Raw genomic sequence first — 26,608 nt, 5'->3', positions numbered from 1 at the left:
GGCCCATCGTACGGGGCGCTCCTCCCGGGGGTCCCGGGTCATATCTGGTGCGTCCAGGCGATCACCAGCAGCACGCCGCCCGTGAAGGCCGCGGCGACCACGAGGTACGGCCACGCGCCGACCCGGCGCCCCCACAGCCCGCGCGCCAGCCGGGCGTGCAGCCGGTCGAGCAGCCAGAGGGCGCCCAGCCCGGCTACCGCGGAGGCCAGGCCGACGCCGAAGTGCGCCAGCCAGGCGCCGGCCGTGCTCGGCCCGCCCCAGGCGGTGGTGTACGGACCGGCCTGCACCACCGGGTAGAGCACCCCGCGCAGCACGAACAGGATCTCCAGCCCGACCGGTATCAGGGCCAGGAAGCCGAGCGGCAGGCAGAGCAGCGAGTGGGCCAGCAGTCGCGCGGGGCCGGGCCGGCCCGCGCCCGGCTGCTGCTCGGCGGTCCGGGCCCACCAGCGGCGGGCCGCGTCCGACCGGCCGAGCGCCACCGCGCCGGCGCTCGCCACGGCGGCCGGCAGCAGCAGCGCGGCGTGACCGACCCGGCGGGCGAAGCGGCTGCGTGCGGCGGCGCGGCCGGTGCGCGAGGTGGTGGCGGTGGTGCGGGCGTGGTGCGGTGCGGTGGCGGTCATGGTCTGTCCCCTGGTCTCGGGCCGGCCCCGTGCCGACACCCGAAAACTAGGTCCGGGCACCCGCTCGGCGCGTCCCGCCACGGCGCCATCCGCGACCCCCTACCGGGGTAGGGGGTGGGGGCCGGTGCAGCCGCGGGCGACCGGCCCCGGAGGGGGTCAGATCCGGGTCCGGGCCGCCGCCAGGGCGTCCTTGACCTGCTGCGCGACCCGGGCCGCGTCCTCGGGGTTGTTCACCACGTCGTTGACGTTCATGTCGATGACCAGGACCTCGCTGGCCGAGTAGTGCTTGTGGACCCAGTCGTCGTAGCCGGACCAGAGCGTGCGGTAGTACTCGACCAGGCCCTCGTCCTGCTCGAAGTCCCGGCCCCGCAGGCCGATGCGGCCGAGCACCGTCTCGAAGTCCGCCTTGAGGTAGACCATCAGGTCGGGCGCCTTGCGGTAGGGCAGGCCGTCGATCTCGCGCATCATCTCGGCGAGCAGGCCCTCGTAGACCTGCATCTCCAGGGAGCTGATGCGGCCCAGGTCGTGGTTGACCTTGGCGAAGTACCAGTCCTCGTAGATCGACCGGTCCAGGACGTTGTCGCCCTGCTTGTACGCCTCCTTGATCGAGGCGAACCGGGTCTGGAGGAAGTAGAGCTGGAGCAGGAAGGGGTAGCGCTTGGCCTGGATCTCCTCCGGGCTCGCCGTGTAGAAGAGCGGCAGGATCGGGTTGTCGTCCACGCTCTCGTAGAAGACCTCGCTGCCCAGCTCCTTGGCCAGCAGCTCGGCCACGCTGGTCTTGCCGATGCCGATCATGCCGCCGACGCAGATCACTGCCATACCTCACTTCTCCCCGGGGGATCTCCCGTCCACGGCCGTACCGGCCCGGACACACGAAAGGCCGCTCTCTCCGGAAGAGAGAACGGCCTCCGGCCTGCGTCTCTGCAAGTTCTTCGAAACGCCGCGGCCTCGACGGCCCATCTTATCGAACGATCGAACGGTGCGCGTCGCACCGGCGGGGCCCCGGGCCGGCGGGGGGCCGCTCAACCCTCCCCGGCCCGGGGTGTCGGGGGTTTCCGGCTACTTCGGCATCAGGACGGTGTCGACGATGTAGACGTTCGCGTTTGCGGTCTTCACGTTCCCGCAGACCACCTTGGCGTCGTTGACCTGGTAGGACTCGCCGGAGCCCGTGGTGGTGAGCATCCCCTTCTCCAGGGTCTCGAAGCTGCCGCTCTCCAGCTGCTTCGGGGTGAGCTTCTGGCCGACGACGTGGTACGTGAGGATCTTGGTGAGCTGCGCCTTGTCGGCCAGCACCTTGTCGAGGTCGGCCTTCGGGATCTTGGCGAAGGCGTCGTTCGTGGGCGCGAAGACGGTGATGTCCTTGGCGTTGTTCAGGGTGTCGACCAGGCCCGCCTGCTGGACGGCTGCGACCAGCGTGGACAGGGCCGGGTTGTGGGAGGCGGCGGTCGCCACCGGGTCCTTCGCCATGCCGTCGAAGGATCCGGCGCCCTCCTTCGGGACCCCGGCACAGGCCGGCCCGAAGGGCCCGTCGCCGGTGGCCGGGCCGTCCGAGGCGGCGCTCGGGGCGTCGGCGCCCCGGTCCGCGGCGGCCGTGCTCGCGGCGGCCTTGGTGTCGCCGCCGGAGTCGGAACAGGCCGCCAGGGAGAAGGGCAGCAGCGCGGCTGCGGCGACGGCGATCGCGGTACGGCGGATCGTGATGCTGTTCATGCTGGTCGTGCTCCTCGTATCGATGGACTGCGGGGATCGGGGATCGGGACTGGATTCGGGAATCGGGGGGGTGCTTCCGGGATCGGTCGGGGTGGTCTGTCGGGGTGGTCTGTCGGGGTGGTCTAGGGGACGGTGACGAAGACGCTGTGCCGGCCGCTCGCGCCGTCGGGGATGGTGCGGGTGCGCTCCTCGGTCTGCGTGGCGCCGGTGCCGTCGGTGGCGCGGACGGTGATCGTGTGGCCGCCCGGGGTGGCCCGCCAGGGGAAGGACCACTGGCGCCAGGTGTCGGCGGTGTCCGCCGCGGCGAGGTCGGCCTCCCGCCAGGGGCCGTCGTCGACCCGGACCTCCACCCGGGAGATGCCGCGGTGCTGGGCCCAGGCGACGCCCGCGACGGTGACCGGGCCGGCGGCCGGGCGGCCGAACGGCCGCGGGGTGTCGATCCGGGACTGGGTCTTGACCGGCGCCCGCCGGGCCCACCCGCGTTTGACCCAGTACGGGTCGTAGGCGTCGAAGGTGGTCAGCTCGATGTCGGTGATCCACTTGCAGGCGGAGACGAAGCCGTAGAGCCCGGGGACCAGCATCCGGACCGGGAAGCCGTGGTCGAAGGGCAGCGGCTCGCCGTTCATGCCGACGGCGAGCATCGCGTCCCGGCCGTCCATCACCTCCTCGACGGGCGAGCCGAGGGTCATCCCGTCCACCGAGCGGGCCACCAGCTGGTCGGCCCGGCCGCCCCGGGACGGCGGCCGGACCCCGGCCTCCCGCAGCAGCCCGGCCAGCGGGACGCCGAGCCAGCGGGCGTTGCCGGCGTAGGGGCCGCCGACCTCGTTGGACACGCAGGTGAGGGTGATGTCGCGCTCGATCAACGGGCGGGCCAGCAGCTGGTCGAGGGTGTAGCTCAGCGGGCGGGTGACGCCCTTGCCGTGCAGGCGCAGCCGCCAGCCGTCGGCGTCCACCCTCGGGACCACGAGCGCGGTGTCGACGCGGTAGAAGTCCCGGTTCGAGGTGGTGAAGGCACTGATGCCGGGCACCTTCAGCTGCGCCCCGCGCGGCAGGGCCGGGGCCGGGGAGGCGGGCGCCGGCAGGCGCAGGTCGTCCCGGGAGGCGACCGCGCCCCGGCCCCGCCGGCCCGCCAGGAACCGGCCGAGCGCACCGGCCGCGGCCGCGCCGCCGGCGGTCACCGCGGCGGCGGTCAGGAAGCCCCGCCGGCTCCAACCGGAGCCGGCGGCGGGGGCGGCCGCCCGGGTGGTCAGGAGGTGGAGGACGCCCGCGCCCGCGACCGCCCCCGCGACCGAGGGCAGGGCGTCCCCGGGGCCCGCGGAGTCGGGCCGGCTCAGCGCGGCCAGCGCGCCGACCACCCCGAACAGCAGGACGCCCGCCAGGCCCGCCCGCCGCCGGTACCGGGCCAGCACCCCCACCGCCACGGCGAAGAGCGCGAGGACGGCGAGGATGCCGAGTTGCAGGACGGTCTTGTCGTTCTCGCCGAAGGTGCGGATCGCGTAGTCCTTCAGCGCGGCCGGGGTCCGGTCGATCACCGCGCCGCCCACCACCGTCACCGGCCCGGCGGCCGGCCGCACCAGGGCGGCGACCAGCTCGGCGACGGCCAGGGCCGTGCCGGCGGCCAGGAGTCCGGCCGTCGCGCCGAGCCCGGCGCTGGAGAGGGTGCTGCGGAAGCTGCTCACACCGGGCATTCGGCGGCCGCCGCCCGGCGGATTGGTCCCTCACCCGAAAGAGTGAGAACCAGCCTCTGGCCTGCGCCGGAAGGGCTCGGCAGGGCGGCGGGGGCGGGCACCCGTCCACCGGGCGGGCCCGGCACGGCGAAGAGGCGGGCACCCGGCCCCCGGGCGAACCCAGTACGGAGAGGGCGGGCACCCGTCTCCCGGACGGGCCCGGCACGGCGACCCGGCGGCGCGGCGCGGCGCGGCGGAGTACCCACCCATCCGCCGGGCCGTCCGCTACGAAGGACCGACGACACCCGCCACCGGCTGCGGTGGCCGGACCTCCCCACGGGCGGTCCGGACCGATGGAGCGACGACAGAGGACCGGCATGCGATGGACGCCCCGCCCCCCGACGACCGCACCCGGCCGTCCCTGCGCCTGGTCGCCGAGTCCGGGGCGGCGCCGGTGAACCGACCGCTCCCCCTGGACACCGGCCACGACGGCCGGGCCGACCTGGCCGCCGTCATGCAGGAGGTCGCCCGCGGCGACAAGGAGGCCTTCGCCACCCTCTACGACGCCCTGGCGCCCATGGTGTTCGGGATCGTGCTCAAGGTCCTGCGCGACCGGGCGCAGTCCGAGGAGGTCGCCCAGGAGGTCATGATCGACCTGTGGCGGCAGGCCGCCCGCTACCGCCCCGAGGCCGGCTCCGTCACCACCTGGGCCGCGACGATCGCCCACCGCCGGGCCGTGGACCGGGTCCGCTCCGCCCAGGCGGCCGCCGACCGCGAGCAGGCCCTGGCGGCCCGCGAGCGGGTGCCCGCCTTCGACGAGGTCGCCGAGCAGGTGGAGACCCGTCTGGAGTCCGAACAGGTACGCCGCTGCCTGCGCGGTCTGACCGAACTCCAGCGCCAGGCGGTGACCCTGGCCTACTACGGGGGGCTGACCTACCGTGAGGTCGCCGAAGCCCTGCGCACACCGCTGCCGACCATCAAGACACGCATGCGCGACGGCCTGATCCGGCTCCGCGACTGCATGGGGGTGACCACATGAAAGACCACGCGTCCGATGCCCACACGCTGGCCGCCGGCTACGCCCTGGGGGCGCTGGAGCCCGCCGAACGCCTGGCCTTCGAGGCCCACCTCCGGTCCTGCGAGGCCTGCCGGCAGGAAGCCGCCGAGTTCGGGGCGACCGCGGCCCGGCTGGCCGCGGCCGTCGCCCAGCCGCCGCCCGCGGCGGCCAGGGCGCGGGTGCTGGCCGCGGTCGACGGGGTCCGCCAACTGCCGCCCCGGGTACCGGCACCCGCCGGGTCCCGCGCGCTGGGCGCCCTGCTGCGCCGCCGGGCCCTGCCGCTGGCCCTGGCCGCGAGCGTGGCCGCCGCGGCCCTGGGCGGCGTGGCCGTCTGGCAGTCGCAGCGGGGCGCGGACCTCGAGGAGCAGGCCCGGCAGGCCCGCCGGGAACTGGACGTGGTGAGCGCCGTGCTGGCCGCGCCCGACGCCCGTACCGTCCACGGCCGCACGGCCAACGGCGCCCTGGCCACCGTCGTCACCTCCGCCCGGCAGAACAAGGCCGTCTTCACCGCCGGCCGGCTGCCCGCCCCCGGCACGGGCCGCACCTACCAACTCTGGCTCGCCCACGGCGACACGATGCGTCCGGCCGGCTTCATCGACCGTGACGGCACCGTCGTCCTGGCCGGCGACCCCGCCGACGCCGCCGCCGTAGGCCTCTCCCTCGAACCCACCGGCGGCTCCCCCCACCCCACCACCACCCCCCTCCTCCTCCTCCCCCTCCCTACCTGACCTGATCGCCGCGGGACGGATCGCCCCCGGCGGGCCCGGCCGCGTCGGGCACCACTCCTCCGGGACGAAGGCCGTGCCGGGGTGCCCCGGTCCGCCGGGGGCTCACAGGCCTGGGGGAAAAGTGGCGATGAGGAGGGCGCCGGACGGATTGGCGGCCGCGCGGAGGGTGCCACCGTGCCGGGCCGCGATCTCGCGGGCGATGGCCAGGCCCAGCCCCGCGCCGCCGGTGCCGCGGGCGCGGGCGATGTCCAGGCGGGTGAAGCGTTCGAAGACGCGCTCGCGGTCGGCGGGCGGGATACCCGGGCCGTCGTCGCGCACCTCCACCCGGACCGAGCCGCCGGCGCCGGAGGTGACGGCGATGTCCGTGACCGTACGGGCGTGCCGCGCGGCGTTGTCGAGGAGGTTGCGCAGCAGCCGCTCCAACTGCGCCGCGCTGCCGTGCACGACGACGGGACCCTCGGTGTGGAAGGTGAAGTGCAGCGTCTGGTGGGCGCGGAGGTGGCGGAACTCCTCGACCAGGTCGTGGGCGAGTGCGGCGAGGTCGACGGGAGTGCCGGCCGTCGGGGCGGCGTCGTCCAGCCGGGCGAGCAGGAGCAGGTCGTCGGTGAGGTACTGGAGCCGCTCGATGTCGGTGAGTGCGTCCCGTACGGTCTCGGGCCAGTCCACCTTCTCGGGGTGGGCGAGGGAGGCCTCGAGGGAGATGCGGAGGTTGGCGATGGGGCTGCGCAGCTCATGGGAGGCGTCGGCTATGAAGCGCTGCTGGCGGGCGACGCCGGCGAAGACGCGGTCGAGCATGACGTTGATGGTGCGGGCCAGCCAGGGGATCAGCGCACCGACGTCGGGGACCGTGATGCGCCGGTCGAGGGCGCGGCTGGTGGTGATCTCCTGCAGCTCGCGGTTCAGGGTCTCGACCGGCTGCAGCGCGAGGCGGGTCGAGACCCGCGCGGTGACGCCGATGGCGGCTCCGCCGCCGATGGTGAAGAGCCACCTGGTGAGCGCCTCCGTGGAGTTCCACCACCAGGGGTGCGGTTCCACGATCAGGACGACGGCCCAGGCGGCTGCGGCCACCAGGGCGGTCGCCACGGATCCGATGACCAGGAGCCGGTACGGGCGGTCCGGGTCCGCGGGCGGTGCGGTCTCCTCCTGAAGTGCCGGAACGGTCGACCGCCCTGACGGTGCGGTCTCGTCCGCCGGCAGGGCGGTCGTCTGCCAGGGCGGTACGGGCTTGGCCCTTCGCGGGGCGGTCGCCCGGGCGGTGGCGCCGACGAGGAGTGCGGTGAGCGGGACGGCGACGCTGAGTGCCAGCCACGGGACGTAGGTGTGTCCGTGGCCGGTGCCGGATATGACGACGCCGGGCAGCCAGCGCGCGTTGGCGAAGGTCAGCAGCAGCGCGGTCGCCGCGGTGGCCGTCACCGCGCCCCGGCTGCGCGCGCTCCCGCCCAGCCGCCAGGTGACGGTGGCCACGAAGCAGGCGGTCAGCAACGCGCCGATCCCCGACGAGACTTCGACCTGCGCGAGGAGCCGGCCGAAGAGGCCGGGCTCCGAGGTCGTCCCCGTCGGCGGCGACGGCAGGCAACTGACCAGCAGGAGGCCGGCCAGGCCCGCGCCGAGCACGGCGAGGGTGGCGAGGCCCGCCACGGCGGCGAAGCGGTCCCGGCCCGCGCGGGTGTCAGCCACCGTCGGCCGCCGAGCGGTCGCCGGCGTGGGCGGCGTCGGCCGCGATCCGGTCGCCACCGTCCTCCGCCGGCCGGTCGCCACCGTCCGGCGCCAGTCGGTAGCCGCCGCCCCGCACCGTCTCGATGGCCGTGCGCCCGAAGGGCGTGTCGATCTTGCGCCGCAACGCGCTGACGTAGACCTCGACGATGTTGAGGTCCCCGTCGTAGGACGCGTCCCACACGTCGTCCACGATGTCGATCTTGGGTACGACCTCGCCCGCCCGCCGGGCCAGGCACTCCAGCACCGCGAACTCCTTGGCGGTGAGGGAGATCCGGTGTCCGCCGCGTCCGCACGTCCGCGCGGCGGGGTCGAGCCACAGGTCGCCCAGCCGCAGCCGGGTACGTGTCCGCGGGCCGCCGCGGCGCAGCAGGGCGCGCAGCCGGGCTTCGAGGACGACGTAGGAGAACGGCTTGGCCAGGTAGTCGTCGGCGCCGGTGTCCAGGGCCTCGGCCTCGTCGTACTCGCCGTTCTTGGCAGTGAGCATGAGGATCGGGGTGTCGACACCCTCGGCGCGCAGGCGGGCGCAGACGCGGTAGCCGTTGAGGCCGGGCAGCATGATGTCGAGGATGACCGCGCTGTACGCGTGTTCCCGCGCCATCCACAGGCCGGTCCTGCCGTCGTGGGCCACGTCGACCGCGTACCCGGCGGCCTCCAGGCCGCGCCTGAGGCTCGCGGCCAGCCGCTCCTCGTCTTCGATCACCAGCACTCGCATGACCGTCAGTATCCACGGCGCGCGAGGATCTCCCTGAAGCGTTTTTCAGGGTGCTTCAGTCTCTTCTCAGCAGGTCAGGGGCAGTATCGGGGCCCGATCACCCCGACCCCCCACACGCCGAGGAACGTCATGGAAGCGCACACCCGGTCGTGGCGGCCCCGTCCCGGACCCGGTCCCGGGCCGAACAGGGCACGCGCCGCCGAGGCGGGGCTGCTGGTCCTTGCCGTGGCCATCACCCTGTGCGGCCACGCATACCAGTCGCTCGCCGTCACGGGGTCGCTGCCGCCGGACATGGCGGTGTTCTCCGTGGTCGTGGCCGGCGCCGTACTGGCCGCACATCTGGCGGTGCGGCGCTTCGCGGAGCACGCGGACCCGCTGCTCCTGCCCGTCACGGCCCTGCTGTCCGGCATCGGGCTGGTGCTGCTGTACCGGCTCGACGCGGCGTACGAGGCCGAGTTCGACGCACCGGCCGTGGCGCCGGTGCAGTTGGTGTGGTGCGGGGTGGGAGTGGCCGTGTGCGTCACGGTCGTCGTACGGCTCAAGGACTACCGGCGTCTGCAGCGCTACCTCTATCTGACGACGGCGGCGGCGCTGGTGCTGCTCGGCGCTCCGGCGCTCTCGTCCGGCGACACGTACGGCGCGAAGCGGTGGATCGTGCTGGGGCCGATGTCCTTCCAGCCGGGCGAGTTCGTGAAGATCATGATGGCGACGTGCTGCGCGGGCTACCTGGTCACCCACCGGGACGCGTTGGCGCTGACGGGGCGACGCCTCCTGGGCGTACGGCTCCCCCGCGGGCGGCAGTTGGGCCCGATCGCGCTGGTGTGGCTGGCGTGCCTGTTCGTGCTGGCCTTCGAGCGCGATCTCGGCACCGCGCTGATCTTCTTCGGGCTCTTCGTCATCACGCTGTACGTCGCCACCGGGCGGACCGGGTGGATCGCCTGCGGCCTGCTGATGGCCGCGGTCGGCGCCGGCGTGGTCGGCTCCTTCGAGTCGTACGTCCAGAGCCGGGTCGTGGCGTGGCTGCATCCGTTCGACATCTTCCTGCCCGAGGAGCAGCGTCCGAAGGGACTGATCTCCGACCAGTTGGCGCAGGCGCTGTTCAGCTTCGGGTCCGGCGGGCTGACGGGGACGGGCCTCGGGGGCGGTCACCCCGAGATGATCAAGTTCGCCGGGCGCAGCGACTTCGTCCTCACCACCGTCGGCGAAGAACTCGGACTCACCGGGGTCACGGCGGTCCTGCTCCTGTACGCGCTGCTGGTGCAGCGGGGGCTGCGAACCGCGCTGATGGCCCGAGATCCGTTCGGCAAGCTCCTCGCGACGGGGCTGGCCGTGGAGATGGCCCTCCAGGTGTTCGTGGTCACGGGAGGCGTCACCGGACTCATCCCCCTCACCGGCAAGGCGCTGCCGTTCCTGGCACAGGGCGGCACCTCTCTGGTGGCGAACTGGCTGCTCGTCGCCCTGCTGATCAAGATCAGCGACGGGGCGCGCCGCCACCTGCCGGCCGAGGCGGAACACGGGGACTCCGGGTAGCCCGACGCCTGTTGGCCAAAAACGATCAAGGGGCCGTTCCAGATTGCTCTGAAACGGCCCCTGATCTGCGACTCTTTCGAGTCGGGACGACAGGATTTGAACCTGCGACCCCTTGACCCCCAGTCAAGTGCGCTACCAAGCTGCGCCACGTCCCGGTGCTCGCTGGTCCGGCTTTCGGCCGGAGCGGCGTGCAGGAAGAACATTACCGCACGTCGGGGGGTGCCCGGGTACGAGGGAGGATGGGGGTGTGGAGCGCAGAGGCGAGCGGGATCGGGACGGGGCCGGGCGGGCGCGGAACGCCCGGCCGCGGGACGGGCTGGGGCGGCCGTTGCCGTACGGGGCCGAGGGCGTGGAGCGGCAGCCGGAGGGGGTGGTGCGGGCGCCCGCGGAGACCGTCCGGGAGGCGCAGCGGCTGCTGGACGCGGGCCGCCCCTTCCACGCGCACGAGGTCTTCGAGGACGCCTGGAAGTCGCGGCCGGCCGCCGAGGCCCCGCTGTGGCGGGCGCTGGCCCAGCTGGCCGTCGGGCTGACGCACGCGGCCCGCGGCAACCGCACGGGCGGGGCCCGGCTGCTGCGGCGCGGCGCCCAGGGGCTGACGGAGTACGCGGACGGGCCGGCGTACGGGATGGACCCGGGCGCGCTGGCCTCCTGGGGCCGGGCCCTGGCCGACCGCATCGAGGCGGCCGCGCCCCCCGGCCCGGACGCCGACAGCACGGGCTCAACCGGTCCGGACGCCCCCACCACGGACTCACCCGGCCCCGGCTCCCCCGCCCCCGTCGACGCCGCGGCCGAGGCGCCGCGGTTGGCGGGGGGTGGGTGAGGGCGGGCGGTTACTTCGGCTGGAGGAGGTCCCAGCGGTTGCCGTAGAGGTCTTCGAAGACCACGACGGAGCCGTAGGGCTCGTGGCGCGGGGACTCCAGGAAGCGGACGCCGGCGGCGGTCATCCGGGCGTGGTCGGTGGCGAAGTCGTCGGTGTGCAGGAAGAAGCCGACCCGGCCGCCGGTCTGGTCGCCGACCCGGGCGCGCTGCGCGTCGTCCTTGGCCCGGGCCAGCAGCAGGGCCGCCTCCGTGGCGCCGCGCGGCCGGACCACCACCCAGCGGCTGCCGTCGGGGCGCGCGGTGTCCTCGACGAGCTCGAAGCCCAGGGCGCGGGTGTAGAAGTCGATGGCCTCGTCGTAGTCGAGGACGACGAGGGCGGTCAGGGCGATATGTGCGGACATGGGGTCAGTCTGTCGCAAGGAGGACCACCTCGAGGGTGCGGGGGCCGTGCACGCCCTCCACCCGGTCCAGTTCGATGTCACTGGTGGCCGAAGGGCCCGAGATCCAGGTGAGCGGGCGACGCGGGTCGAGCCGTTCGAGGGCCTGCGGGACGGAGTCCACGACCTGGTCGGGCACCCGCACCACGCAGATGTGGTGGTCCGGTACCAGCGTGATCCGGCGACGGCCCTGGTCGGGGCCGCCGTCCAGGACCAGGGTGCCGGTCTCGGCGACGGCGAGGGCGCAGCCGGTGACGACGCTGTCGGCCCGGTCGAGGTCGTACGGGGTGTCCGCGGCCCGGTCCGGCAGCCGGGTGACGTCGGCGGCGGCCAGCCAGTGCGGCGGCAGGGCGGGCGGTACGAGGACCAGCCCCGCCCCGCGCGCGGCGAGCAGCCGGGCCAGCAGGGGCGGCAGCCCGTCCTCGTCGGTGCGGTGCACCAGCGCGCGGTACTCGGCCAGGTTGGCGGCCAGCAGGTCGGCCGTCTCGGCGGGGCTCCGGCTGCCGTGGACGCGCAGGTAGTCGCGCGCGACCTCGGCCTCGCGCGCGGCCCGGACCGCGGCCCGGGACCCGGCGGGCGCGTCGGGGAGCCCCGCCGCCGCCTGGGCCCGGCGGATCCGCGCCAGGACGCGGGCCCGGCCGTCCGGCAACGGCATGTCCGGGGTACCCGTCACCGGCCGCCCGTCCCCCTTCGGCTCGTCCGCACTGCCGGTCACCGGCCCTCCCTCTCCTTCGGTCCGGCGGGCTGTGCCCGCTCCCGTTGCCACCAGGCGCGGAAGGACTCCTCCGGGACCTCGGGGAGGTCGCGGGTGTCGGTCCAGGCGCGGCCCGGGCCCGGCAGGCGGCGGGGGCGCAGCCGGCGGGCGCGGGCCAGCAGGCGCTCGCCGGCGGCCAGCGCGCCGGGGTGGTCCAGGGTCCAGCGGGCGGCGCGCAGCGCGGCCCGCTCGGCCGCGTGGCCCTTGGCGGGGGCGATCCGCACCCGGACCCCGCGGCGGGTGACGGTGCCGCCCTGGACCACGCGTTCGCGCAGGTGGACCAGGACCTCGGGGATGTCGATGGCCACCGGGCAGACCTCGTAGCAGGCCCCGCACAGCGTGGAGGCGAAGGGCAGCGAGGCGTCGATCTCGCTGCCGGTGCCGCGCAGTTGGGGGCTGAGGATGGCGCCGATCGGGCCCGGGTAGACGGAGCCGTAGGCGTGCCCGCCGGCCCGCTCGTACACCGGGCAGACGTTCAGGCACGCGGAGCAGCGGATGCAGCGCAGCGCCTGGCGGCCGACGGCGTCGGCGAGGGTGTCGGTGCGGCCGTTGTCGAGCAGGACGAGGTGGAAGGCCCGGGGGCCGTCGCCGTCCGCCCCCTTGGACGGTCCCAGCCCGGTCCAGGTGGTGGTGTACGGGTTCATCCGCTCGGCCGTCGAGGACCGCGGCAGGGTCTGGAGGAAGACCTCCAGGTCCTGCCAGGTGGGGACGACCTTCTCGATGCCGACCACCGAGATCAGCGTCTCGGGCAGGGTCAGGCACATCCTGCCGTTTCCCTCGGACTCCAGGACGACCAGGGTGCCGGTCTCGGCGACCATGAAGTTCGCGCCGGAGACGGCCACTTCGGCCCGCAGGAACTTCTCGCGCAGGTGCAGCCGGGCGGCTTCGGCCAGTTCGCCGGGGGTGTCGCCGAGGTCGTCGGGGGCGGGGCGGCCGAGCCGGGCCATCTCGGTGCGGAAGATCTCGCGGATCTCGCCCCGGTTGCGGTGGATGGCGGGCACCAGGATGTGCGAGGGCCGGTCGCGGCCCAACTGGACGATGAGCTCGGCCAGGTCGGTCTCGTAGGCGGCGATGCCGGCCGCCTCCAGGGCTTCGTTGAGCCCGATCTCCTGGGTGGCCATGGACTTGACCTTGACGACCTCGCGGGCGCCGGTGGCCCGGACCAGGGCGGTGACGACGGCGTTCGCCTCGTCGGCGTCCGCGGCCCAGTGGACGGTGCCGCCGGCCGCGGTCACCGCCGCCTCCAACTGGAGGAGGTAGTGGTCAAGGTGACGGAGCGTGTGGTCCTTGATCGCGCGGCCGGCGGCGCGCAGCTGCGCCCAGTCGGCGAGTTCGGCCACCGCCCGGGCGCGCTTGTCGCGGATGGTGTGGGTGGCGTGCCGGAGGTTGCCGCGCAGCCGCTGGTCGCGGACGGCCTCCTTCGCCGCGGCCGGGAAGGCCGGCATGCCGAGGAAGGTGCCGCTCACCGGTGGTCCTCCTCGGTGGCCGCCAGGATCTCCGCGAGGTGCAGGACCCGCAGCGGCGCGTCCTGGCGGCGCAGGGTGCCGCCGAGGTGGAGGAGGCAGGAGTTGTCGGCGCCGCACAGCACCTCGGCGCCGGTGGCGAGGGCGGCGCGGACCTTGTCGGCGCCCATGGCGGCCGAGACGTCCGGGTTCTTGAGGGCGAAGGTGCCGCCGAAGCCGCAGCACTCCTCGGCGCCGGGCAGCTCGATCAGCTCCAGGCCCCGGACGGCGGCCAGCAGCCGGCGGGGCCGGTCGCCCAGGCCCAGCCCGCGCAGCCCGTGGCAGGAGGGGTGGTAGGTGACCTTGTGCGGGAAGTACGCGCCCACGTCCGTCACCCCCAGCACGTCCACCAGGAACTCGCTCAGCTCGTACGTCCGGGGCGCCAGGTCCTCGGCCAGCCGGGACAGGGCGGTGCCGCGGCCCTCGGCGGCGGCGGCCCGGCCGATCCGCGGGTAGTGCTCGCGGACCATCAGCGCGCAGGAGCCGGAGGGGGTGACGACGTGGTCGTAGCCCTCGAAGGCCCCGGCGGTGCGGCGCAGCAGCGGTTCGCTCTCGTGCCGGTAGCCGGTGTTGTACTGGGGCTGGCCGCAGCAGCTCTGCGCGGCGGGGAAGTCCACCCGGACGCCGAGGCGTTCGAGCAGCCGGACCACGGCCCGGCCGGTGCCGGGGTGGAACGCGTCGTTGACGCAGGTGACGAACAGGGCGACACGCATGCCCCGGAGCATAGCGAGCGGTGATCGCCGGGGGCGGCCGGTCCACGGGCCGGACCGGCCCCTCGTCCCGGGGCCCCCGGCCGCGCGGCGCCGCCCGGCTGCCGCCCCGTGGCCGCCATGGTGCAGACTCGGCCGGGTGAAGAAGTTCTATGTGATCGGCATCGGGGCCGGCGACCCCGACCACCTGACGCTCCAGGCGGTCAAGGCGATCGGGGCCGCGGACGCGTTCCTCATCCTGGAGAAGGGCGAGGAGAAGGCGGACCTGACGGACCTGCGGCGGGCCATGCTCGCCGCCCACGCCCGGCCGGACCACCGGCTGGTCGAGGGCCGGGACCCGGACCGCGACCGCGACCCGGCCCAGTACACGCCCACCGTGGACGGCTGGCGCAGCGCCCGGGCGCAGATCTTCGAGCGGTTCATCGCCGAGGACCTGGCCGAGGACGGCACCGGCGCCTTCCTGGTCTGGGGCGACCCCTCGCTGTACGACTCGACGCTCGCGATCCTCGAGGAGGTGCACGAGCGCGGCACGGTCTCCTTCGAGCACGAGGTGGTGCCCGGGATCAGCAGCATCTCGGCGCTGCTGGCCCGGCACCGGACCACCCTGAACCGGGTGGGCCGGCCGGTGCAGATCACCACCGGGCGGCGGCTGGCGGAGGGCTGGCCGCAGGACGCGGACGACGTGGTCGTGATGCTGGACGCCCGGCACGCCTTCACCAAGTACCTGGACCAGGACCTCCACATCTACTGGGGCGCGTACGTCGGCACCCCGGACGAGATCCTGGTCTCGGGCCGGCTGGCGGAGGTCTCCGGGCGGATCGAGGAGCTGCGCACCGAGGCCCGGGCCCGCAAGGGCTGGATCATGGACACCTACCTGCTGCGGCGCGGATAGGGATCCGCGGGATCCGTGCGGGAGGGCCCGGGCGTGCAACCCCGGGCATGCGACCCCGGGCGGGATCCTCTGTCACCACAGCCTCACATGTGACATTGCATACGGGGCCCTGCTGATCCGGCAGGGCCCCGCCCGGCCCGGGGGTGGCGGTCAGCGCCCCAGCAGCCCCGCCAGGCCCTCGGCCAGCGCCTCGTACTCCTCGGGGCGGTTGTAGATCTGGCCGCAGACCCGGATCCCGCCGGCGCCCTCCCAGGGCCAGATCAGCACCCGGATCCGCAGCCGCTCGGCGATCTCCTCGCGCAGCTCCCGGGCGCTCTCCATGCTGTCGGCCACCCCGGCGGGCAGCCGCAGCGAGCGCATGGCCAGGCCCTCGGTGTGCGGCAGCGGGCGCAGCCCGAGCCGGTCCGCCAGCACGGCGCTGCCGTGGGCGGCCAGCGCGTTGTTGTGGGCCCGGACCTTCTCCGCACCCAGCCGCTCCAGCAGGGCCAGCCCCTCCGGCGCGGCGAGCCAGGCGGTGTAGTCGTCGGTGGCCCGCCACTCCACCGACCGCGGGAAGCCGTGGTGGTCCTCCCAGGACGGGTTGAGCGGCCGGATCGCCGCCCGGTACCGGGGAGCGACGGCCAGCACCGCACTGCCGGGCGGCGCGTAGGCCCACTTGTGCAGGTTGCCGAACCAGAAGTCGGCGCCGCCCGCCAGCGGGTCGGCCAGCATCCCGGGCGCGTGCGCCCCGTCGACGATGGTGGTCACCCCGCGCTCGGCGAGTTCGGCCAGCAGCCGGGGACCGGCCACCAGCCGGGCGGTGGGCGAGCTGATGTGGTCGAGCACGGCAGCCTTGGTCCGGGGGGTGACGGCGGCCAGCACGGCCTCCCGGACCGCGTCCTCGTCGGGCAGCCCCGGGTCGAGGGTGACGGTGCGCAGCGGCGCGCGGCGGGCCGCGGCGGCGCTGACGGTGCCGTAGCCGTGGTCGGTGACCAGGATCTCGTCGCCCTTGGCGAGGGCCAGGGAGTTCATGACAACGTTGGCACCCTCGGTGGCGTTGGTCACGAACGCCATGCCCGCCGGATCGGTGCCCAGGAGCGCGGCGACCTTGGCGCGGGCCGCCTCCACCCGCTCGGGGGCGTAGACGAAGAAGGCGTCGGGGTCGGCGTCCTGCTCGGCGCGCAGCGCCGCCTGGGCCTCCTTCACGGGCGCCGGCACGGCGCCGAAGGATCCGTGGTTGAGGTGCGAGATGGCCGGGTCGAGGGTGAACAGCCCCCGCCCGCCGGGGAATTCGGCCGGGGTGTGCGGCTCGGGCACGGGTACGCCTTTCGGTTCTCGTGGCGGGGTGCGGTTCCCCCGCCCGTCTGCCGTGATCATGCCCGGTGCGCCGCCCGCTGCGGAAGACCCGCCGGCCGGTCCGGCGGGCGCAGGGCCGGTGACCGGCCGGTCCGGCGGGCGGCGGGCCGGTGGCCGGCCCGCCCGCCGCGCCGGACGGGCTCAGTCCCGCCCGCTGGTCGCCGCGTAGTACTGGAGGTCCTGGACGGCCACCACGGCCTCGGCCTCGTACCCCAGGCCCACCGCCGCCACCGGCTTCCCGCCCCGGGTGGCGAGCACCGAACTGCCGCCGGTGCGCAGCGGGAAGAGTTCGGCGTGCGGCCCGGCCTCGGCCCGGTAGGTCGACGGCACCCCGCCCACGGTGGCGCGTACCGTCGCCGGCGCGGTCAGGAAGCTCAGCACCTCCACCTTGTCCCGCGGCGGGGCGGTGCCGCGCCGCGGCGCCATCAGCAGCTTCTGGTTCCCGGTCGGGTCGGCGGCCGCGAACTGCACGCGCGAGGTCAGGTAGACGGTGTCCCGCACGATCTGCGGCCAGGAGCCGGTCTTGAAGCGGGTCAGGTAGTACGAGGACAGGTCGAGGTAGGTGTGGCCGTTGTGGAGGCTGGGGGCGAACTGGCTGCCCTCGGAGTAGTCGTTCCAGGTGGTCATCTGCACCCAGTCGGCGCCGTCGTCGATGGCGTGCTTCCAGGTGGCGCGCAGGGTCGCGGTGTTGCCCGCCTCGTCGTAGACGCCCTGGTTGGGGCGGGCGTCCTGGACGGAGACCGGCTGCATCCAGATCTTGCCCAGGGAGTGGGCCCGCTTGACGTCCCGGGTGGCGCTCTCCTGGCCGACGTAGCTGCGGCTGCCCCACTCGGAGAAGCCGTAGCTGATCGGGGCGAACTCCCCCGAGTGGGCGCCGTAGTCGAGGAAGAGCGGCACCAGCGCGGTGCGGATGCCGTGCCGGCTGCGGAGGGTGTCGATGACCTGGGACCACCAGGCGGGGGTCTTGGCCTCGGCCTTGAACGGCGAGACCACCAGGCGGCCGTCCCCGAGCCGGTGCGCGGCGGGCGAGGCCGCCAGCTTGGCCAGCGCGTCGGCGAGCGTGGCCGGGTCCGGGTTGATGGAGGTCATGTCCGGCATCGCCATGATGTGGAAGTCCGGGTCCACCGAATGGGCGGCCCGCATCAGGAGGTTGGTGCGTTCCCAGTTCTTGCCGGAGAGCGAGAGCAGGTCGACCGTGAAGCCGTCGAGGCCGGCGGCGCGGGCGGTGCGCACCTCCTGCTGGAGGTTGGCGTACTCCCAGTCGCCGCTCTTGGGCGCGGTGGGCAGCGGGCGGTCGCGGAGCAGGCCGCCGTAGCGCGCGTGCTTGCCGCTCTCGCCCGCGGGGTTCAGATAGTTGCGGGTGTAGTAGTCCACCTGCGCGGGCCGGTTGTCGAGGGAGAGCGGGTAGGGGGTGAAGTAGTGCGCGAAGACCAGCTTGCCGCCGCGGCGCAGGGTGGCCGGCGCCGGCAGGTCGAAGGGGAGCGCGGCGGTCGGCTTCCAACTGCCGCCCGGGTGGGCGGGCTTGCCGGGCCTGGTCTTGTCCTTGCCGTCGCCCGTGCCGGGGACGGCCGGTCCGGTGGTGCTACCGGTGCCGGGCGAGGGGCTGCCGGTACGGCCGCTCGCGGACGGCCCGGCGGACCAGGGCTCGCCGATGCGCGGGACGGCGCTGCGGGCGTGGCCCGCCTCCGCCGGCCCGAAGGGGTCCCAGGCGATGCCGGTGGCGGCGAAGGCACCGATGATCAGGAACCCGGCGATCAGGAAGGCCAGGATCGGGCGGCGGGCGCGAAGTCCGCCGCGCCGCCGGTGCGATGAGGGTCGTCTCGACCGCTCCGTGCTCATCCTCTGGCCCTCCCGGTGAATGCGCCCCGTCCGGGACATGGACACCAGTGGAGCCCGGACATGGACAGCAGTAGAGCCCATCGGCGCCATCCGGACAACCGTTCTCCTGTGTGTCGGGCCCCGGCACGTACGTCACACGCATCACGCCCCCTACGCCCCGGCGGCCGCGACCGGACCCGGACGGACCGCCCCGGCTGACCGGTTCGCGGCTTTGCTCCGGATACCGTGCTGCGTATGGCGACGACCGTGGCCCTCGTCTACGAGCCCTCGACGATCGCGGGTGATCCGCGTCACGCGGGTGGTCCGCCGGGGGCGGGGTCGCCCCGGCCCCCGGCCGGCGCCCGGCCCGACCGCCCGGAAAACGGGGTGATCGATCGGGCGGTACGCGGGTAGAGGCGCAGGAACACGCACCACGACCAGGGAGGACCCCCCATGACCCGCTCCGGCCTGCCGGCAGACCTCGCTCCGGCCGCCGCGGTGCCCGGCATCCGGCACACCGTGCTCACCTGGCGGGGCGCCGCGGCCCGCTGGGACCGGGCTCTGTTCGACGCGGTGGCCCGGCAGCACTGGCCGGCCGCCGACCGGGTGCTGCCCCGGCTGAGCCGGGCCGCGGACCACGGCCTGCTCTGGGCCGGGTGCACGGGCGCCCTGCTGGTCTTCGGCTCGCCCGGGGCCCGGCGCGGCGCGGTGCGGGCGGCGGCCTCGCTGGCGCTGGCCTCGGCCACGGTCAACACGGTCGGCAAGTGGGCGGTGCGGCGGCCCCGGCCCCTGCTGGAGGGGGTGCCGGACGTGCGGCGGCTGTCCCGGCAGCCGGTGACCACCTCCTTCCCGTCCGGGCACTCCGCCTCCGCCGCGGCCTTCGCGACCGGCCTGACGCTGGCGGCGCCGGAGTGGGGGGCCGTGGCGGTCCCGCTGGCCGGGGCGGTGGCCCTGTCGCGGGTGCACACCGGGGTGCACTACCCCAGCGACGTGCTCGCGGGCGCCGCGCTCGGGGTCGGTGCCGCGCTCTGCGTCCGGGGTCTGGTCCGCGGGGCCGAGCGGGCCGCGGAGCTGCCCCGGGACGAGCGGCCGGCCTGGCGGGCGCCCGCGCTGCCCGACGGGGACGGGCTCGTGGTGGTGGTCAACTCCGGTTCCGGCAGCGGCCGGGACGGGGTGCGCGAGGCCCTGGAGCGGGAGCTGCCCAAGGCCGAGGTGGTCGAGTGCTCGGGCGAGGAGCTGGAAGCGGCCCTGGCGGACGCGGCCGGACGGTGCCGGGTCCTGGGCATCTCCGGCGGCGACGGCTCGGTGGGTGCGGCGGCCGGGGCGGCGCTGCGCGCCGGGGTGCCGCTGGCCGTCTTCCCGGGCGGCACCCTCAACCACTTCGCCGCGGACCTCGGGCTCACCGGCGCGGAGTCCGTCTGCCGTGCGGTGGCCGCCGGTGACGCGGTCAGAGTCGGGGTCGGCCGCATCACCCCGGAGCCCGCGCCCGGCCCGGACGCCGGGGCGCCCCGGGACGCCGGTACCGCGCCGGCCGAGGAACCGGACACCGAGCCCCGGTACTTCGTCAACACCTTCAGCCTGGGCGTCTTCCCCGAGCTGGTGCGGTACCGGCAGAAGTGGGCGCCGCGGATCGGCGGCGGGCCGGCGGCGCTGCTGGCGGCCTGGCGGGTGCTGCGGGCCGAACACCCGATGCGGCTCACCGTGGCCGGGCGGCGCCGCTCGGTGTGGCTGCTGTTCGCGGGCAACGGCACGTACCACGGCACCGGCCCGGCGCCGCGGCGCCGGCTCAACCTGGACGAGGACATGCTGGACCTGCGGCTGGTGCACGGCGGCGGGCGGCCCGGCAGCCGACTGCTGGCCGCGTCCATGACCGGCCCGCTCAGCCGCTCGCCGTTCCACACCGCGACCCGGCTGCGGTCCCTGCGGATCACCGACATCCCGGCCGGCACGGTCTACGCGCACGACGGCGAGTACGCCCACGCCCCGGCCGGCCTGGTGGTGACGAAGCTGCCGGGCGCGCTGGCCGTGTACCGCGAGGAGGCGTAGGAGCGGGGCTCACGACCGCCGGAGGGCGGTGGCCAGCTGGGCGCGGGAGCGGACCTGGAGCTTCTGGTAGATGCGGGTCAGCCGGGCCTCGACGGTCTTGACGCTGAGGAAGAGCTTGGCCGCCGCCTCCTGGTTGCTGGCTCCCTCGCTGACCAGCAGCGCCAGTTTGACCTCCGCCTCGGTGAGGGCGGCGGTCGCCGGGTGGTGGTCGAGCGGGCCGCCCGGCTCGCTCCGGGGGCCCGGGGTCTCCCGGGCCAGCTCGGCCCAGGGGGCGGCGCCGGCGGCGGTGAAGACCTCCTCGGCCCGCCGGAGGGCGGCCCGGGCGGGGGCCCGGCGGCGCCGCCGGCGCTCCACCCGGGCCAGGGCCAGCAGCGTGCGGCCGTGTTCCACCGGCAGTTCCTGCCCGGCGAAGCCCTCGGCGGTGGCGGTGAGCAGCCGGACCGCCGAGTCGCTCTCGCCCCGGGCGGCCAGCAGCAGGCCCCGGGCCCGGTCGAGGGCGGCGGTCACGCTGGGGCGGCCGAGTTCGACGGCGACCGCGCGCCAGCCGTCGATCAGGGTGGCGGCCTCGGCGGTGCGGTCGGCGGCGACCAGGGCCTCGGCGAGTTCCCCGTGCCAGCGCAGGATGGAGGGGTCCACCACCTGCTGCGCGGCTTCGAGTCCGGCCACCCGGAGCAGGGTGGCCACGGCCTGCGCGGTGTCCCCCATGGCGAGCTGGACGGTGCCCAGGGCGTACAGGTTGCGGGAGAGGAAGACCAGGTCCCGCTCCTCCTCGGAGGCCTGGACCCCCCGGCGGGCGTAGCCGGTGGCCCGGGTGAAGCTGCCGCCCGCCGCCTCGGCCATGGCGGCGACGTACCAGGCCGGGCCGGGCGAGAGTCCCGCCTCGATGGTCAGCTCCAGCGAGCGGCGGGCCCAGGCCAGGCCGGCGGCGCAGCGGCCCCGGCGCAGCTCCACCTCGGTCAGGCTGCGCAGCACCTCGAAGACGTCCTCGCAGGCGCCGCTGCGCTCCACCGCGGGGAGCAGGAGCAGCAGCTGTCTTCGGGCGTCGTCGAGCCAGTCGTCGAAGAGGGCGTGCCGGACGGCGAGGTACTGGGGGGCGTTGCGCAGGCAGAGCGGCACGTCGGGGACCGGCAGCGCCAGCGCCTCGGCCAGGATCTCCTCGGCCGCCGGGTCGCCCAGGATGCGGCCCATCCGGGCCCGGACGGTCAGCGCCATGGCGGCGGCGACCGGGTCCCCGCCGCGGGCGGCCAACTCGCCGGCTTCGGCGGCGGCGGCCCGGGAGCGCACCGGGTCGCCGTCGCTGAGGTTGAGCTTCCAGGCCACCCGCAGCTGGACGGCGGCCTGCAGGGCGGGGTCGCCGGCCGCGTCGAGGGCGGCGTGCGCGAAGGTCTCGTCCTGGTCGGCGAGCGCCTGGCCGGCGGAGTCGATGACGGCGAGCCGGACCCGGACCCGGTCGGCGGGCGAGGCGTCCCGGGCCAGGACGGCGCGGGCGGCCCGGCGGGCGAGGTCGGCGCGGCCGGCGCAGCCGGCGTCCTCGGCGGCGGCCACCAGCCGGACGAGTTCGGTGGCCGGCAGTTCGGCGGGGGTGCGTTCGGCGGCGAGCATGCCCAGCTCGGCGGCGAGGACCCGGTTGCCGCGACGGCGGCAGCTCTCCGCGGCGGCGGAGACGGCGGCGGCCAGCCGCTCGTCGGGGTGGTCCACGGCCAGGGCCCGGTGCCGGGCGGCCTCCACCGGGTCGGCCACGGCACCGGCCAGGGCGGCGTGGCCGGCGGACCGCTCGGGCCAGCCGGCGTCGGCGGCGAGCACGGTGGGCAGGGCGCCGGCGGTGAACTCCACCGCGCCGTCCTCGCCGACGGTGACCAGCCCGGCGCGTTCGGCGGCGGCCAGCTCGGCCTCGGCGGCGGGGCGGCCGGCCCGGCGGAGCAGGGCGGTGGTGGGACGGGTGGCGAGGGCGGCGAGCAGCAGGGTGCCGCGGGCCGGGTCGGGGGCTTCGGCCAGCAGCCGCCGGGTGACCTCGCGGGCCAGCCCGGAGACCGGCAGCGAGACGGCGTGGTGGACCGGTTCGCGGGCCTCGGCGAGCGAGTGGCCGAGGGCCAGCGCGAGCCGCGGGTTGCCGCCGCTGGCGCGGTGGATACGGCCGGCCAGCCGGGCCGGCAGGCCGTGCCGGACCAGCAGCTCGGCCACGTCGTCGGCGCCGAGCGGGGTGAGCCGGACGGCCCGGGCGCCGGGGCCGCACAGGGCCTCGGCGACGGGGGCGCCGCCCCGGCCGTGCTCGCCGACCAGCACCCGGACCCGGGAGGGGGTCAGCCGCAGGGCGAAGCGGAGCAGGTCCACGCTCTCCTCGTCGAGCCACTGGGCGTTGTCGACGGCGATCAGGACGGGGTCGGCGGCGGCGAGGGTGCGCAGTACCTCCAGGATCGCCAGCCGCAGGGCGATGTGGTCGCGGGGGGCGTCGGCCTCCCGGCAGACCAGGGAGATGGCGGTGCGCTGGGGTCCGGCCAGCCGGTCGAGGACGGCGGCGGGTACGGAGGCCAGCAGGGCGACCACGGAGGCCTCGGGTATGTGCCGGTCGGCCGCTTCGGGGGCCAGCCGCAGGACGGTCTCGCCGCGGGAGCGCGCGGCCCGGGCGACGGCGTCGAGCACCGTCGTCTTGCCCGCTCCGGCCGCGCCGGTGAGGGCCGCCCGGCCGTGGGTGCGCAGTGCGTGCTCGAGCTCCGCGGTCAGTTCCCCACGTCCGACCGGCGCGTCAGCGTTCCCCGTCGCCGCCACGCACAGCCTCCAGCCTCTCGGTCGTCCCTGTGCCGTTCCTGTGACCGCTGAGGATACGAGGTCCGGGGGCCGGCGGGGACCGGAGTGTGACGCAGAAATCAGCCGGGGGCCGGAAATGCCGTCGGACCTGCCGTACGCGGGGTATCGGCAGGTCCGAGGCTGTCTTCAGGTCCGGACCAAGGGTGGGGGCCGGGGGTCCGGAGGGGGTGTCCCGGGCGGTGGGGCGCCCGGGTCCCGGTCTGGGTGGAGCGGCCTAGAAGGTGAGGCTCCAGGAGTCGATGTAGCCGGTGTCGGCGGAGGCGACGTCCTGGACGCGGAGCTGCCAGGTGCCGTTGGCCGGGAGGGCCGAGGCGTCGACGGTGTAGGTGGTGTTCAGGTTGGCGGTGCTGTCGCTCGAGGAGTTCTGCAGCCGCTTCACCGTGCCGTTGGGGGCGACCAGGTCGACGACCAGGTCACCGCGGTAGGTGTGCTTGATGTCCACCGCGACCTTCAGGGCGGCCGGGGCGTTGCCGCTCTGGCCGGTGACCGCGAGGGCGGAGGAGACGGCGGAGCCGTGGTCCGGGATGGCGACGTCGGCGGTGTTGGTGAAGGTGGCGCCGCCGGGGGTGGTGGTGGCCACCGCGGCGACGGTCTTGGCCGCGTCGGCGAGGCCGGCGCCGCAGCCGCCGGTGCAGGTGCCGGCCAGCGGACGGGCGTTGGTCTTGATGGCCGACTCGATCTGCGCCGGGGTCAGGGTGGACTTGGCGCCGAGCATCAGCGCGGCGAGGCCGGCGATGTGCGGGGCGGCCATGCTGGTGCCCTGGTACGGCTTGTAGATCTCGGAGCCCGGGGTGGTGGTCCCGTCGTTCAGCGTCGAGAGGATGCCGTTCTCGGGGGTGGTGACGGTGCCGGGGGTGTCGGTGGCCCGGCGGGTCTCGCCGCCGGGGGCCGAGATGTCGATGGTGGCGCCGTAGTTGGAGTAGAAGGAGCGGTCGCCGGTGCGGTTGGTGGCCGCCACGTTGATCACGTTGTTGCAGCTGGCCGGGGAGAACCCGGCCACGTCCGCGTTGCTGTTGCCGGCCGCGACCACGACGGTGGTGCCCCGGTTCACGGCCGCGTTGATGGCGTTCTGGTACGTGGTGGTGCAGGCGCCGGAGCCGCCCAGGCTCATGTTGATGACCTTGGCCGGGGTCGGGTTGGCGGGGACGCCCGCGACGGTGCCGCCGGAGGCCCAGGTGATGGCGTCGACGATGTCGGAGGTGCTGCCGCCGCACTTGCCGAGCACCCGGACCGGCTGGATCTTCGCGCCGTACGCGATGCCGGCGACGCCCTTGGCGTTGTTGGTGGAGGCGGCGATGGTGCCCGCCACGTGGGTGCCGTGCCAGGAGGAGTTGCTGGCCGTGGAGCCGGTGCCGCACTCGCCGGCGGCGCTCCAGTCGCCCTGGTCGGCCGGGTTGTTGTCGCGGCCGTTGCCGTCGCGGGCGGCGGTGGAGCTGCTGATGAAGTCGTAGCCGGGGACGATGTTGCCGGCCACGTCGGAGTGGGTGACGTAGCCGGTGTCGATCACGGCCACGGTGACGCCGGTACCGGTGGACGTCGCCCAGGCGCCGGGGACGTTCATGCCGGCGGTGGGCTCGAAGAGGTCCCACTGCTTGGCGTACTCGGTGTCGTCGGGGGTGGCCAGGGCGTAGGCGCGGCCGTCGGGCTCGACGTAGGCCACGTCCGGGTCGGCGCGGAACTGCGCCATCACGTCTGCCGCGTCGGCCGGGGCGAGCTTGCCGCCGAGGTCGACGAGGGCGGCGCCGGTGCCGAGCCGGCGCTCGAAGGCGACCTTCTCGCCGGCCTTGCGGCCCTTGGCCTGCGCGTCGTCGGCCGCGGCCGTGTTCGAACGCGCCTCGGTGGACGAGGACTTGTAGCCGACGATCAGGTTCTCGACGGGCGCGTTCGCCGCCGCTGCCGGGACCGGGAGGGTCTGGGCGATGGCCGCCGCACGGGCCACCGCCGGCTTCGAGAGGGCCATCGAGCTGGTGGCCGCGGTTCCGAGCAGGGTGGCCGAGATCGCCACGACGGATATGAGCCTGCGCCTGGATGCGTGCAAGGTGTTCCCTTTCGCGGGCCGCCGCGTCCGGGCAGGCCGGGGCGACGGGTGGTGCATGTGTGGGAGGTGTCCGCGGCCCGGTCCCGGCTGCGCGGCGCGGTGGGGGACGCGCGGCGGTGCCGGGGCGGGGCTGCGGGAGTGGTGCCGGTGGTGCGGGGATGGTGCCGTGGTGCTGCCGGCGATGCCGGTCTTACAGGGGCGGTACCTTCGCGGGCCGGGGCGCGCTGCTCACGCGCCCCGGGCTCCGCTGCTCACCCGACGGCCCTGCCGCGACGATGGAGCGGGGCGACGGCTTCGCCGGAGATCTTCCGGCGGAACGGGTTCGCACCACGTGGGGTTGGCGGACTGACCGTTCTCCCGGAGAAGATCGCCGGTGCACAGACAGTAGGCAACGCGCAGATGAACCGGATACGGGGAAAACCCTTGTCCGCCCCCTGCGGGACCCCCTCGCCGGCCCCCTGCACCGACCGCGACGGGATCGGCGGCCCCCCTCAACTCACCCCGGGTTACCGGGGGTTCGGGCAGCCGGGACCGGCTCAGACTACGTCGTGCGGCCCCTGGGCGGGAGGGGGTGCGGGCAGGCAGTGCACCCTGATCCGCTGGACGGGGTTGGCCGCGAAACCGCCCCGGTTCCAGGGCTGCTCGAGCGGCTGTGCGGTGCCGTCGGCGTCGGTGGCCCGGACCGCGAGGGTGTACGCGCCCGGTGCGGCGTACCAGAGCGCGGTGAAGTGCCGCCAGGCCCAGGGGTGCCCGCCCGCCGGGGCGAGGGCCGCCGGGGTCCAGCTCGCGCCGTCGTCCGCGCTGACCTCGACCCGGGCCACCGGGGCGCCCCCGGACCAGGCCCGGCCCTCCAGCCGGACCGGCCCGGGGCGGACCACCCGGGTGCGGGACATGAAGTCGGGGAAGCCGGGCGGGACCAGCAGGGCCCGCGGGGCGATGGTGGTGACCGGCTCGCCGGGGTCGTCGGGGTCCCGGCGGATCCGGTAGGCGACGGCCTGCTGGTAGCCGGTGAAGGGGGTCGCGGTGAGCGTGACCTCCCGCAGCCACTTCACGTGCGCCATGCCGTACCAGCCGGGCACCACCAGCCGCAGCGGGTGGCCGTGCTGGGGCGGCAGCGGGGCGCCGTTCATCTCGTACGCGACGATCACCTCGCGGGCCGGGTCCACGGCCACCCGCAGCGGCAGGGAGCGGCGGTAGTCCTGCTCCACCCCGCGCTCGACCCCGTGGTCGGCGCCGGTGAAGACCGCCTCGACGGCCTCCGGCGCGGTCCGGGCCATGGCCAGCACCAGGCGCAGCGGCACCCCGGTCCAGTCGGCGGTGCCGACCCCCTCGGTCAGCCAGGGCTGGCTGACCGGGCGCGGGGTGAGCAGGGCCCGGCCGTTGCCGGCGCACTCCAGGGTGACCCGGTGGGTCACCGCGGGCAGGGCCCGCAGGCCGGCCAGGGAGAGGCTGAGCGGGGTGCCGACCAGCCCGCCGACGGTGAGCCGCCAGGTGTCGGGATCGGTGGCCGGGATGTCGTAGTGGACCAGGGTGTAGTGCAGGCCGGGCGGGGTGAGGTCGTAGCGCAGGGCCTCCAGCGGCAGGCCGTGGTTGCGGGCGGCGAGGGCGAGCTCGTCGGGGCCGATGCCCTCGCCGTCGCCGGCCAGCCGGGCCGGTTCGCTGACCCCCGCCCACTGCGCGTCCATGAGGCCCATGGTGCGCCGCCGGGGCGCCGG

General features: G+C 75.4%; 21 protein-coding genes and 1 tRNA gene. 6 read left to right on the top strand and 16 right to left on the bottom strand.

All coding sequences use genetic code 11. From position 1 onward, the window contains the following. Window positions 1-38 precede the first annotated feature (38 nt). The 4 genes from AB0O40_RS08630 to AB0O40_RS08615 form a co-directional block, all read right to left on the bottom strand. Entirely contained in the window at window positions 39-620 is a 582-nt protein-coding gene (locus tag AB0O40_RS08630) for a hypothetical protein (protein WP_365037074.1), read from the bottom strand. A gap of 156 nt (window positions 621-776) precedes the next feature. Continuing rightward, on the bottom strand, window positions 777-1,439 hold the full coding sequence (locus AB0O40_RS08625; protein ID WP_365037072.1) for a deoxynucleoside kinase: 663 nt from the start codon (window positions 1,437-1,439) through the stop codon (window positions 777-779). Between the two features lie 240 nt (window positions 1,440-1,679). After that, window positions 1,680-2,327 carry a fasciclin domain-containing protein gene (locus AB0O40_RS08620; RefSeq protein WP_365037070.1) on the bottom strand — a complete coding sequence of 216 codons (648 nt, stop codon included), beginning with the start codon at window positions 2,325-2,327 and terminating at the stop codon, window positions 1,680-1,682. Between the two features lie 122 nt (window positions 2,328-2,449). Next, window positions 2,450-4,015 carry a molybdopterin-dependent oxidoreductase gene (locus tag AB0O40_RS08615; protein WP_365037068.1) on the bottom strand — a complete coding sequence of 522 codons (1,566 nt, stop codon included), beginning with the start codon at window positions 4,013-4,015 and terminating at the stop codon, window positions 2,450-2,452. 433 nt (window positions 4,016-4,448) lie between these two features. Between AB0O40_RS08615 and sigK the strand changes: the two genes are divergently transcribed. Both sigK and AB0O40_RS08605 read left to right on the top strand, forming a co-directional pair. Further along, a complete protein-coding gene (gene sigK / locus AB0O40_RS08610) occupies window positions 4,449-5,033 on the top strand; it encodes an ECF RNA polymerase sigma factor SigK (protein WP_365037103.1) in 585 nt (194 codons plus the stop codon). Then, window positions 5,030-5,779, top strand: coding sequence for an anti-sigma factor (locus AB0O40_RS08605; protein ID WP_365037066.1), 750 nt, complete (start codon window positions 5,030-5,032; stop codon window positions 5,777-5,779). The genes sigK and AB0O40_RS08605 overlap by 4 nt, the downstream gene beginning before the upstream one ends. Before the next feature lie 102 nt (window positions 5,780-5,881). On the opposite strand, the gene AB0O40_RS08600 is transcribed toward AB0O40_RS08605, so the two are convergent. Continuing rightward, complete coding sequence (locus tag AB0O40_RS08600; protein ID WP_365037064.1) at window positions 5,882-7,456, bottom strand: HAMP domain-containing sensor histidine kinase; 1,575 nt, start codon at window positions 7,454-7,456, stop codon at window positions 5,882-5,884. Then, window positions 7,449-8,207 (bottom strand): response regulator transcription factor, encoded by a 759-nt coding sequence (locus tag AB0O40_RS08595; protein WP_365037062.1) that lies wholly within the window; start codon window positions 8,205-8,207, stop codon window positions 7,449-7,451. Before AB0O40_RS08595 ends, AB0O40_RS08600 begins: the two co-directional genes overlap by 8 nt. 129 nt (window positions 8,208-8,336) lie before the next feature. Here AB0O40_RS08595 and AB0O40_RS08590 point away from each other — a divergent pair, with 129 nt between their 5' ends. Then, a complete protein-coding gene (locus AB0O40_RS08590) occupies window positions 8,337-9,737 on the top strand; it encodes an FtsW/RodA/SpoVE family cell cycle protein (protein WP_365037060.1) in 1,401 nt (466 codons plus the stop codon). Window positions 9,738-9,818: 81 nt separating this feature from the next. Here AB0O40_RS08590 and AB0O40_RS08585 read toward each other — a convergent pair. Beyond that, window positions 9,819-9,892 (bottom strand) — tRNA-Pro (locus AB0O40_RS08585). A 92-nt stretch (window positions 9,893-9,984) separates the two neighbouring features. Between AB0O40_RS08585 and AB0O40_RS08580 the strand changes: the two genes are divergently transcribed. Beyond that, window positions 9,985-10,557, top strand: coding sequence for a DUF309 domain-containing protein (locus tag AB0O40_RS08580; RefSeq protein ID WP_365037058.1), 573 nt, complete (start codon window positions 9,985-9,987; stop codon window positions 10,555-10,557). A 10-nt stretch (window positions 10,558-10,567) separates the two neighbouring features. On the opposite strand, the gene AB0O40_RS08575 is transcribed toward AB0O40_RS08580, so the two are convergent. Genes AB0O40_RS08575 through AB0O40_RS08560 form a run of 4 tightly spaced genes read right to left on the bottom strand, consistent with a single transcriptional unit; the run spans window position 10,568 to window position 13,962 of the window. After that, window positions 10,568-10,957 (bottom strand): VOC family protein, encoded by a 390-nt coding sequence (locus AB0O40_RS08575; protein WP_365037056.1) that lies wholly within the window; start codon window positions 10,955-10,957, stop codon window positions 10,568-10,570. 4 nt (window positions 10,958-10,961) lie between these two features. After that, the gene (locus tag AB0O40_RS08570; protein WP_365037101.1) at window positions 10,962-11,648 is read right to left on the bottom strand and encodes an LUD domain-containing protein; all 687 of its coding nucleotides are present in this window, start codon (window positions 11,646-11,648) and stop codon (window positions 10,962-10,964) included. Between the two features lie 56 nt (window positions 11,649-11,704). Beyond that, window positions 11,705-13,213 (bottom strand): lactate utilization protein B, encoded by a 1,509-nt coding sequence (locus AB0O40_RS08565; RefSeq protein WP_365037054.1) that lies wholly within the window; start codon window positions 13,211-13,213, stop codon window positions 11,705-11,707. Then, a complete protein-coding gene (locus AB0O40_RS08560) occupies window positions 13,210-13,962 on the bottom strand; it encodes a (Fe-S)-binding protein (protein WP_365037052.1) in 753 nt (250 codons plus the stop codon). Before AB0O40_RS08560 ends, AB0O40_RS08565 begins: the two co-directional genes overlap by 4 nt. Before the next feature lie 136 nt (window positions 13,963-14,098). Here AB0O40_RS08560 and cobF point away from each other — a divergent pair, with 136 nt between their 5' ends. Further along, window positions 14,099-14,851, top strand: a complete 753-nt coding sequence (cobF, locus tag AB0O40_RS08555; RefSeq protein WP_365037050.1) for a precorrin-6A synthase (deacetylating) — start codon at window positions 14,099-14,101, stop codon at window positions 14,849-14,851. Between the two features lie 150 nt (window positions 14,852-15,001). On the opposite strand, the gene AB0O40_RS08550 is transcribed toward cobF, so the two are convergent. Both AB0O40_RS08550 and AB0O40_RS08545 read right to left on the bottom strand, forming a co-directional pair. Further along, the gene (locus AB0O40_RS08550) at window positions 15,002-16,147 is read right to left on the bottom strand and encodes an aminotransferase class V-fold PLP-dependent enzyme (RefSeq protein WP_365037048.1); all 1,146 of its coding nucleotides are present in this window, start codon (window positions 16,145-16,147) and stop codon (window positions 15,002-15,004) included. 180 nt (window positions 16,148-16,327) lie between these two features. After that, window positions 16,328-18,025, bottom strand: coding sequence for a glycoside hydrolase family 71 protein (locus AB0O40_RS08545; protein ID WP_365037046.1), 1,698 nt, complete (start codon window positions 18,023-18,025; stop codon window positions 16,328-16,330). 432 nt (window positions 18,026-18,457) lie between these two features. Here AB0O40_RS08545 and AB0O40_RS08540 point away from each other — a divergent pair, with 432 nt between their 5' ends. Beyond that, window positions 18,458-20,050: a phosphatase PAP2 family protein gene (locus AB0O40_RS08540; RefSeq protein ID WP_365037044.1), complete on the top strand. Its 1,593-nt coding sequence runs from the start codon at window positions 18,458-18,460 to the stop codon at window positions 20,048-20,050. A gap of 9 nt (window positions 20,051-20,059) precedes the next feature. Here AB0O40_RS08540 and AB0O40_RS08535 read toward each other — a convergent pair whose 3' ends face one another. From AB0O40_RS08535 to AB0O40_RS08525, 3 genes are all read right to left on the bottom strand, one after another. Beyond that, complete coding sequence (locus AB0O40_RS08535; RefSeq protein ID WP_365037042.1) at window positions 20,060-22,816, bottom strand: AAA family ATPase; 2,757 nt, start codon at window positions 22,814-22,816, stop codon at window positions 20,060-20,062. A gap of 253 nt (window positions 22,817-23,069) precedes the next feature. Beyond that, window positions 23,070-24,860 carry a S8 family serine peptidase gene (locus tag AB0O40_RS08530; RefSeq protein ID WP_365037099.1) on the bottom strand — a complete coding sequence of 597 codons (1,791 nt, stop codon included), beginning with the start codon at window positions 24,858-24,860 and terminating at the stop codon, window positions 23,070-23,072. A gap of 569 nt (window positions 24,861-25,429) precedes the next feature. Continuing rightward, window positions 25,430-26,578: a sulfite oxidase gene (locus AB0O40_RS08525; protein WP_365037040.1), complete on the bottom strand. Its 1,149-nt coding sequence runs from the start codon at window positions 26,576-26,578 to the stop codon at window positions 25,430-25,432. Window positions 26,579-26,608 lie beyond the last annotated feature (30 nt).

Source organism: Streptomyces sp. NPDC089919 (assembly GCF_040684615.1).
In the GTDB taxonomy this organism is placed as follows: domain Bacteria; phylum Actinomycetota; class Actinomycetes; order Streptomycetales; family Streptomycetaceae; genus Streptomyces.
The sequence above is the reverse complement of the archived record's forward strand: the minus strand, read 5'-3'. Positions and strand labels throughout refer to the sequence as shown.

Excerpts from the sequence above, each read along its gene's own strand:
- AB0O40_RS08630 (WP_365037074.1), bottom strand. The coding sequence starts at position 620 with ATGACCGCCACCGCACCGCACCACGCCCGCACCACCGCCACCACCTCG.
- AB0O40_RS08625 (WP_365037072.1), bottom strand. The coding sequence starts at position 1,439 with ATGGCAGTGATCTGCGTCGGCGGCATGATCGGCATCGGCAAGACCAGC.
- AB0O40_RS08620 (WP_365037070.1), bottom strand. The coding sequence starts at position 2,327 with ATGAACAGCATCACGATCCGCCGTACCGCGATCGCCGTCGCCGCAGCC.
- AB0O40_RS08615 (WP_365037068.1), bottom strand. The coding sequence starts at position 4,015 with ATGCCCGGTGTGAGCAGCTTCCGCAGCACCCTCTCCAGCGCCGGGCTC.
- AB0O40_RS08605 (WP_365037066.1), top strand. The coding sequence starts at position 5,030 with ATGAAAGACCACGCGTCCGATGCCCACACGCTGGCCGCCGGCTACGCC.
- AB0O40_RS08595 (WP_365037062.1), bottom strand. The coding sequence starts at position 8,207 with ATGCGAGTGCTGGTGATCGAAGACGAGGAGCGGCTGGCCGCGAGCCTC.
- AB0O40_RS08590 (WP_365037060.1), top strand. The coding sequence starts at position 8,337 with ATGGAAGCGCACACCCGGTCGTGGCGGCCCCGTCCCGGACCCGGTCCC.
- AB0O40_RS08575 (WP_365037056.1), bottom strand. The coding sequence starts at position 10,957 with ATGTCCGCACATATCGCCCTGACCGCCCTCGTCGTCCTCGACTACGAC.
- AB0O40_RS08570 (WP_365037101.1), bottom strand. The coding sequence starts at position 11,648 with ATGCCGTTGCCGGACGGCCGGGCCCGCGTCCTGGCGCGGATCCGCCGG.
- AB0O40_RS08560 (WP_365037052.1), bottom strand. The coding sequence starts at position 13,962 with ATGCGTGTCGCCCTGTTCGTCACCTGCGTCAACGACGCGTTCCACCCC.
- AB0O40_RS08545 (WP_365037046.1), bottom strand. The coding sequence starts at position 18,025 with ATGAGCACGGAGCGGTCGAGACGACCCTCATCGCACCGGCGGCGCGGC.
- AB0O40_RS08540 (WP_365037044.1), top strand. The coding sequence starts at position 18,458 with ATGACCCGCTCCGGCCTGCCGGCAGACCTCGCTCCGGCCGCCGCGGTG.
- AB0O40_RS08525 (WP_365037040.1), bottom strand. The coding sequence starts at position 26,578 with ATGGACGCGCAGTGGGCGGGGGTCAGCGAACCGGCCCGGCTGGCCGGC.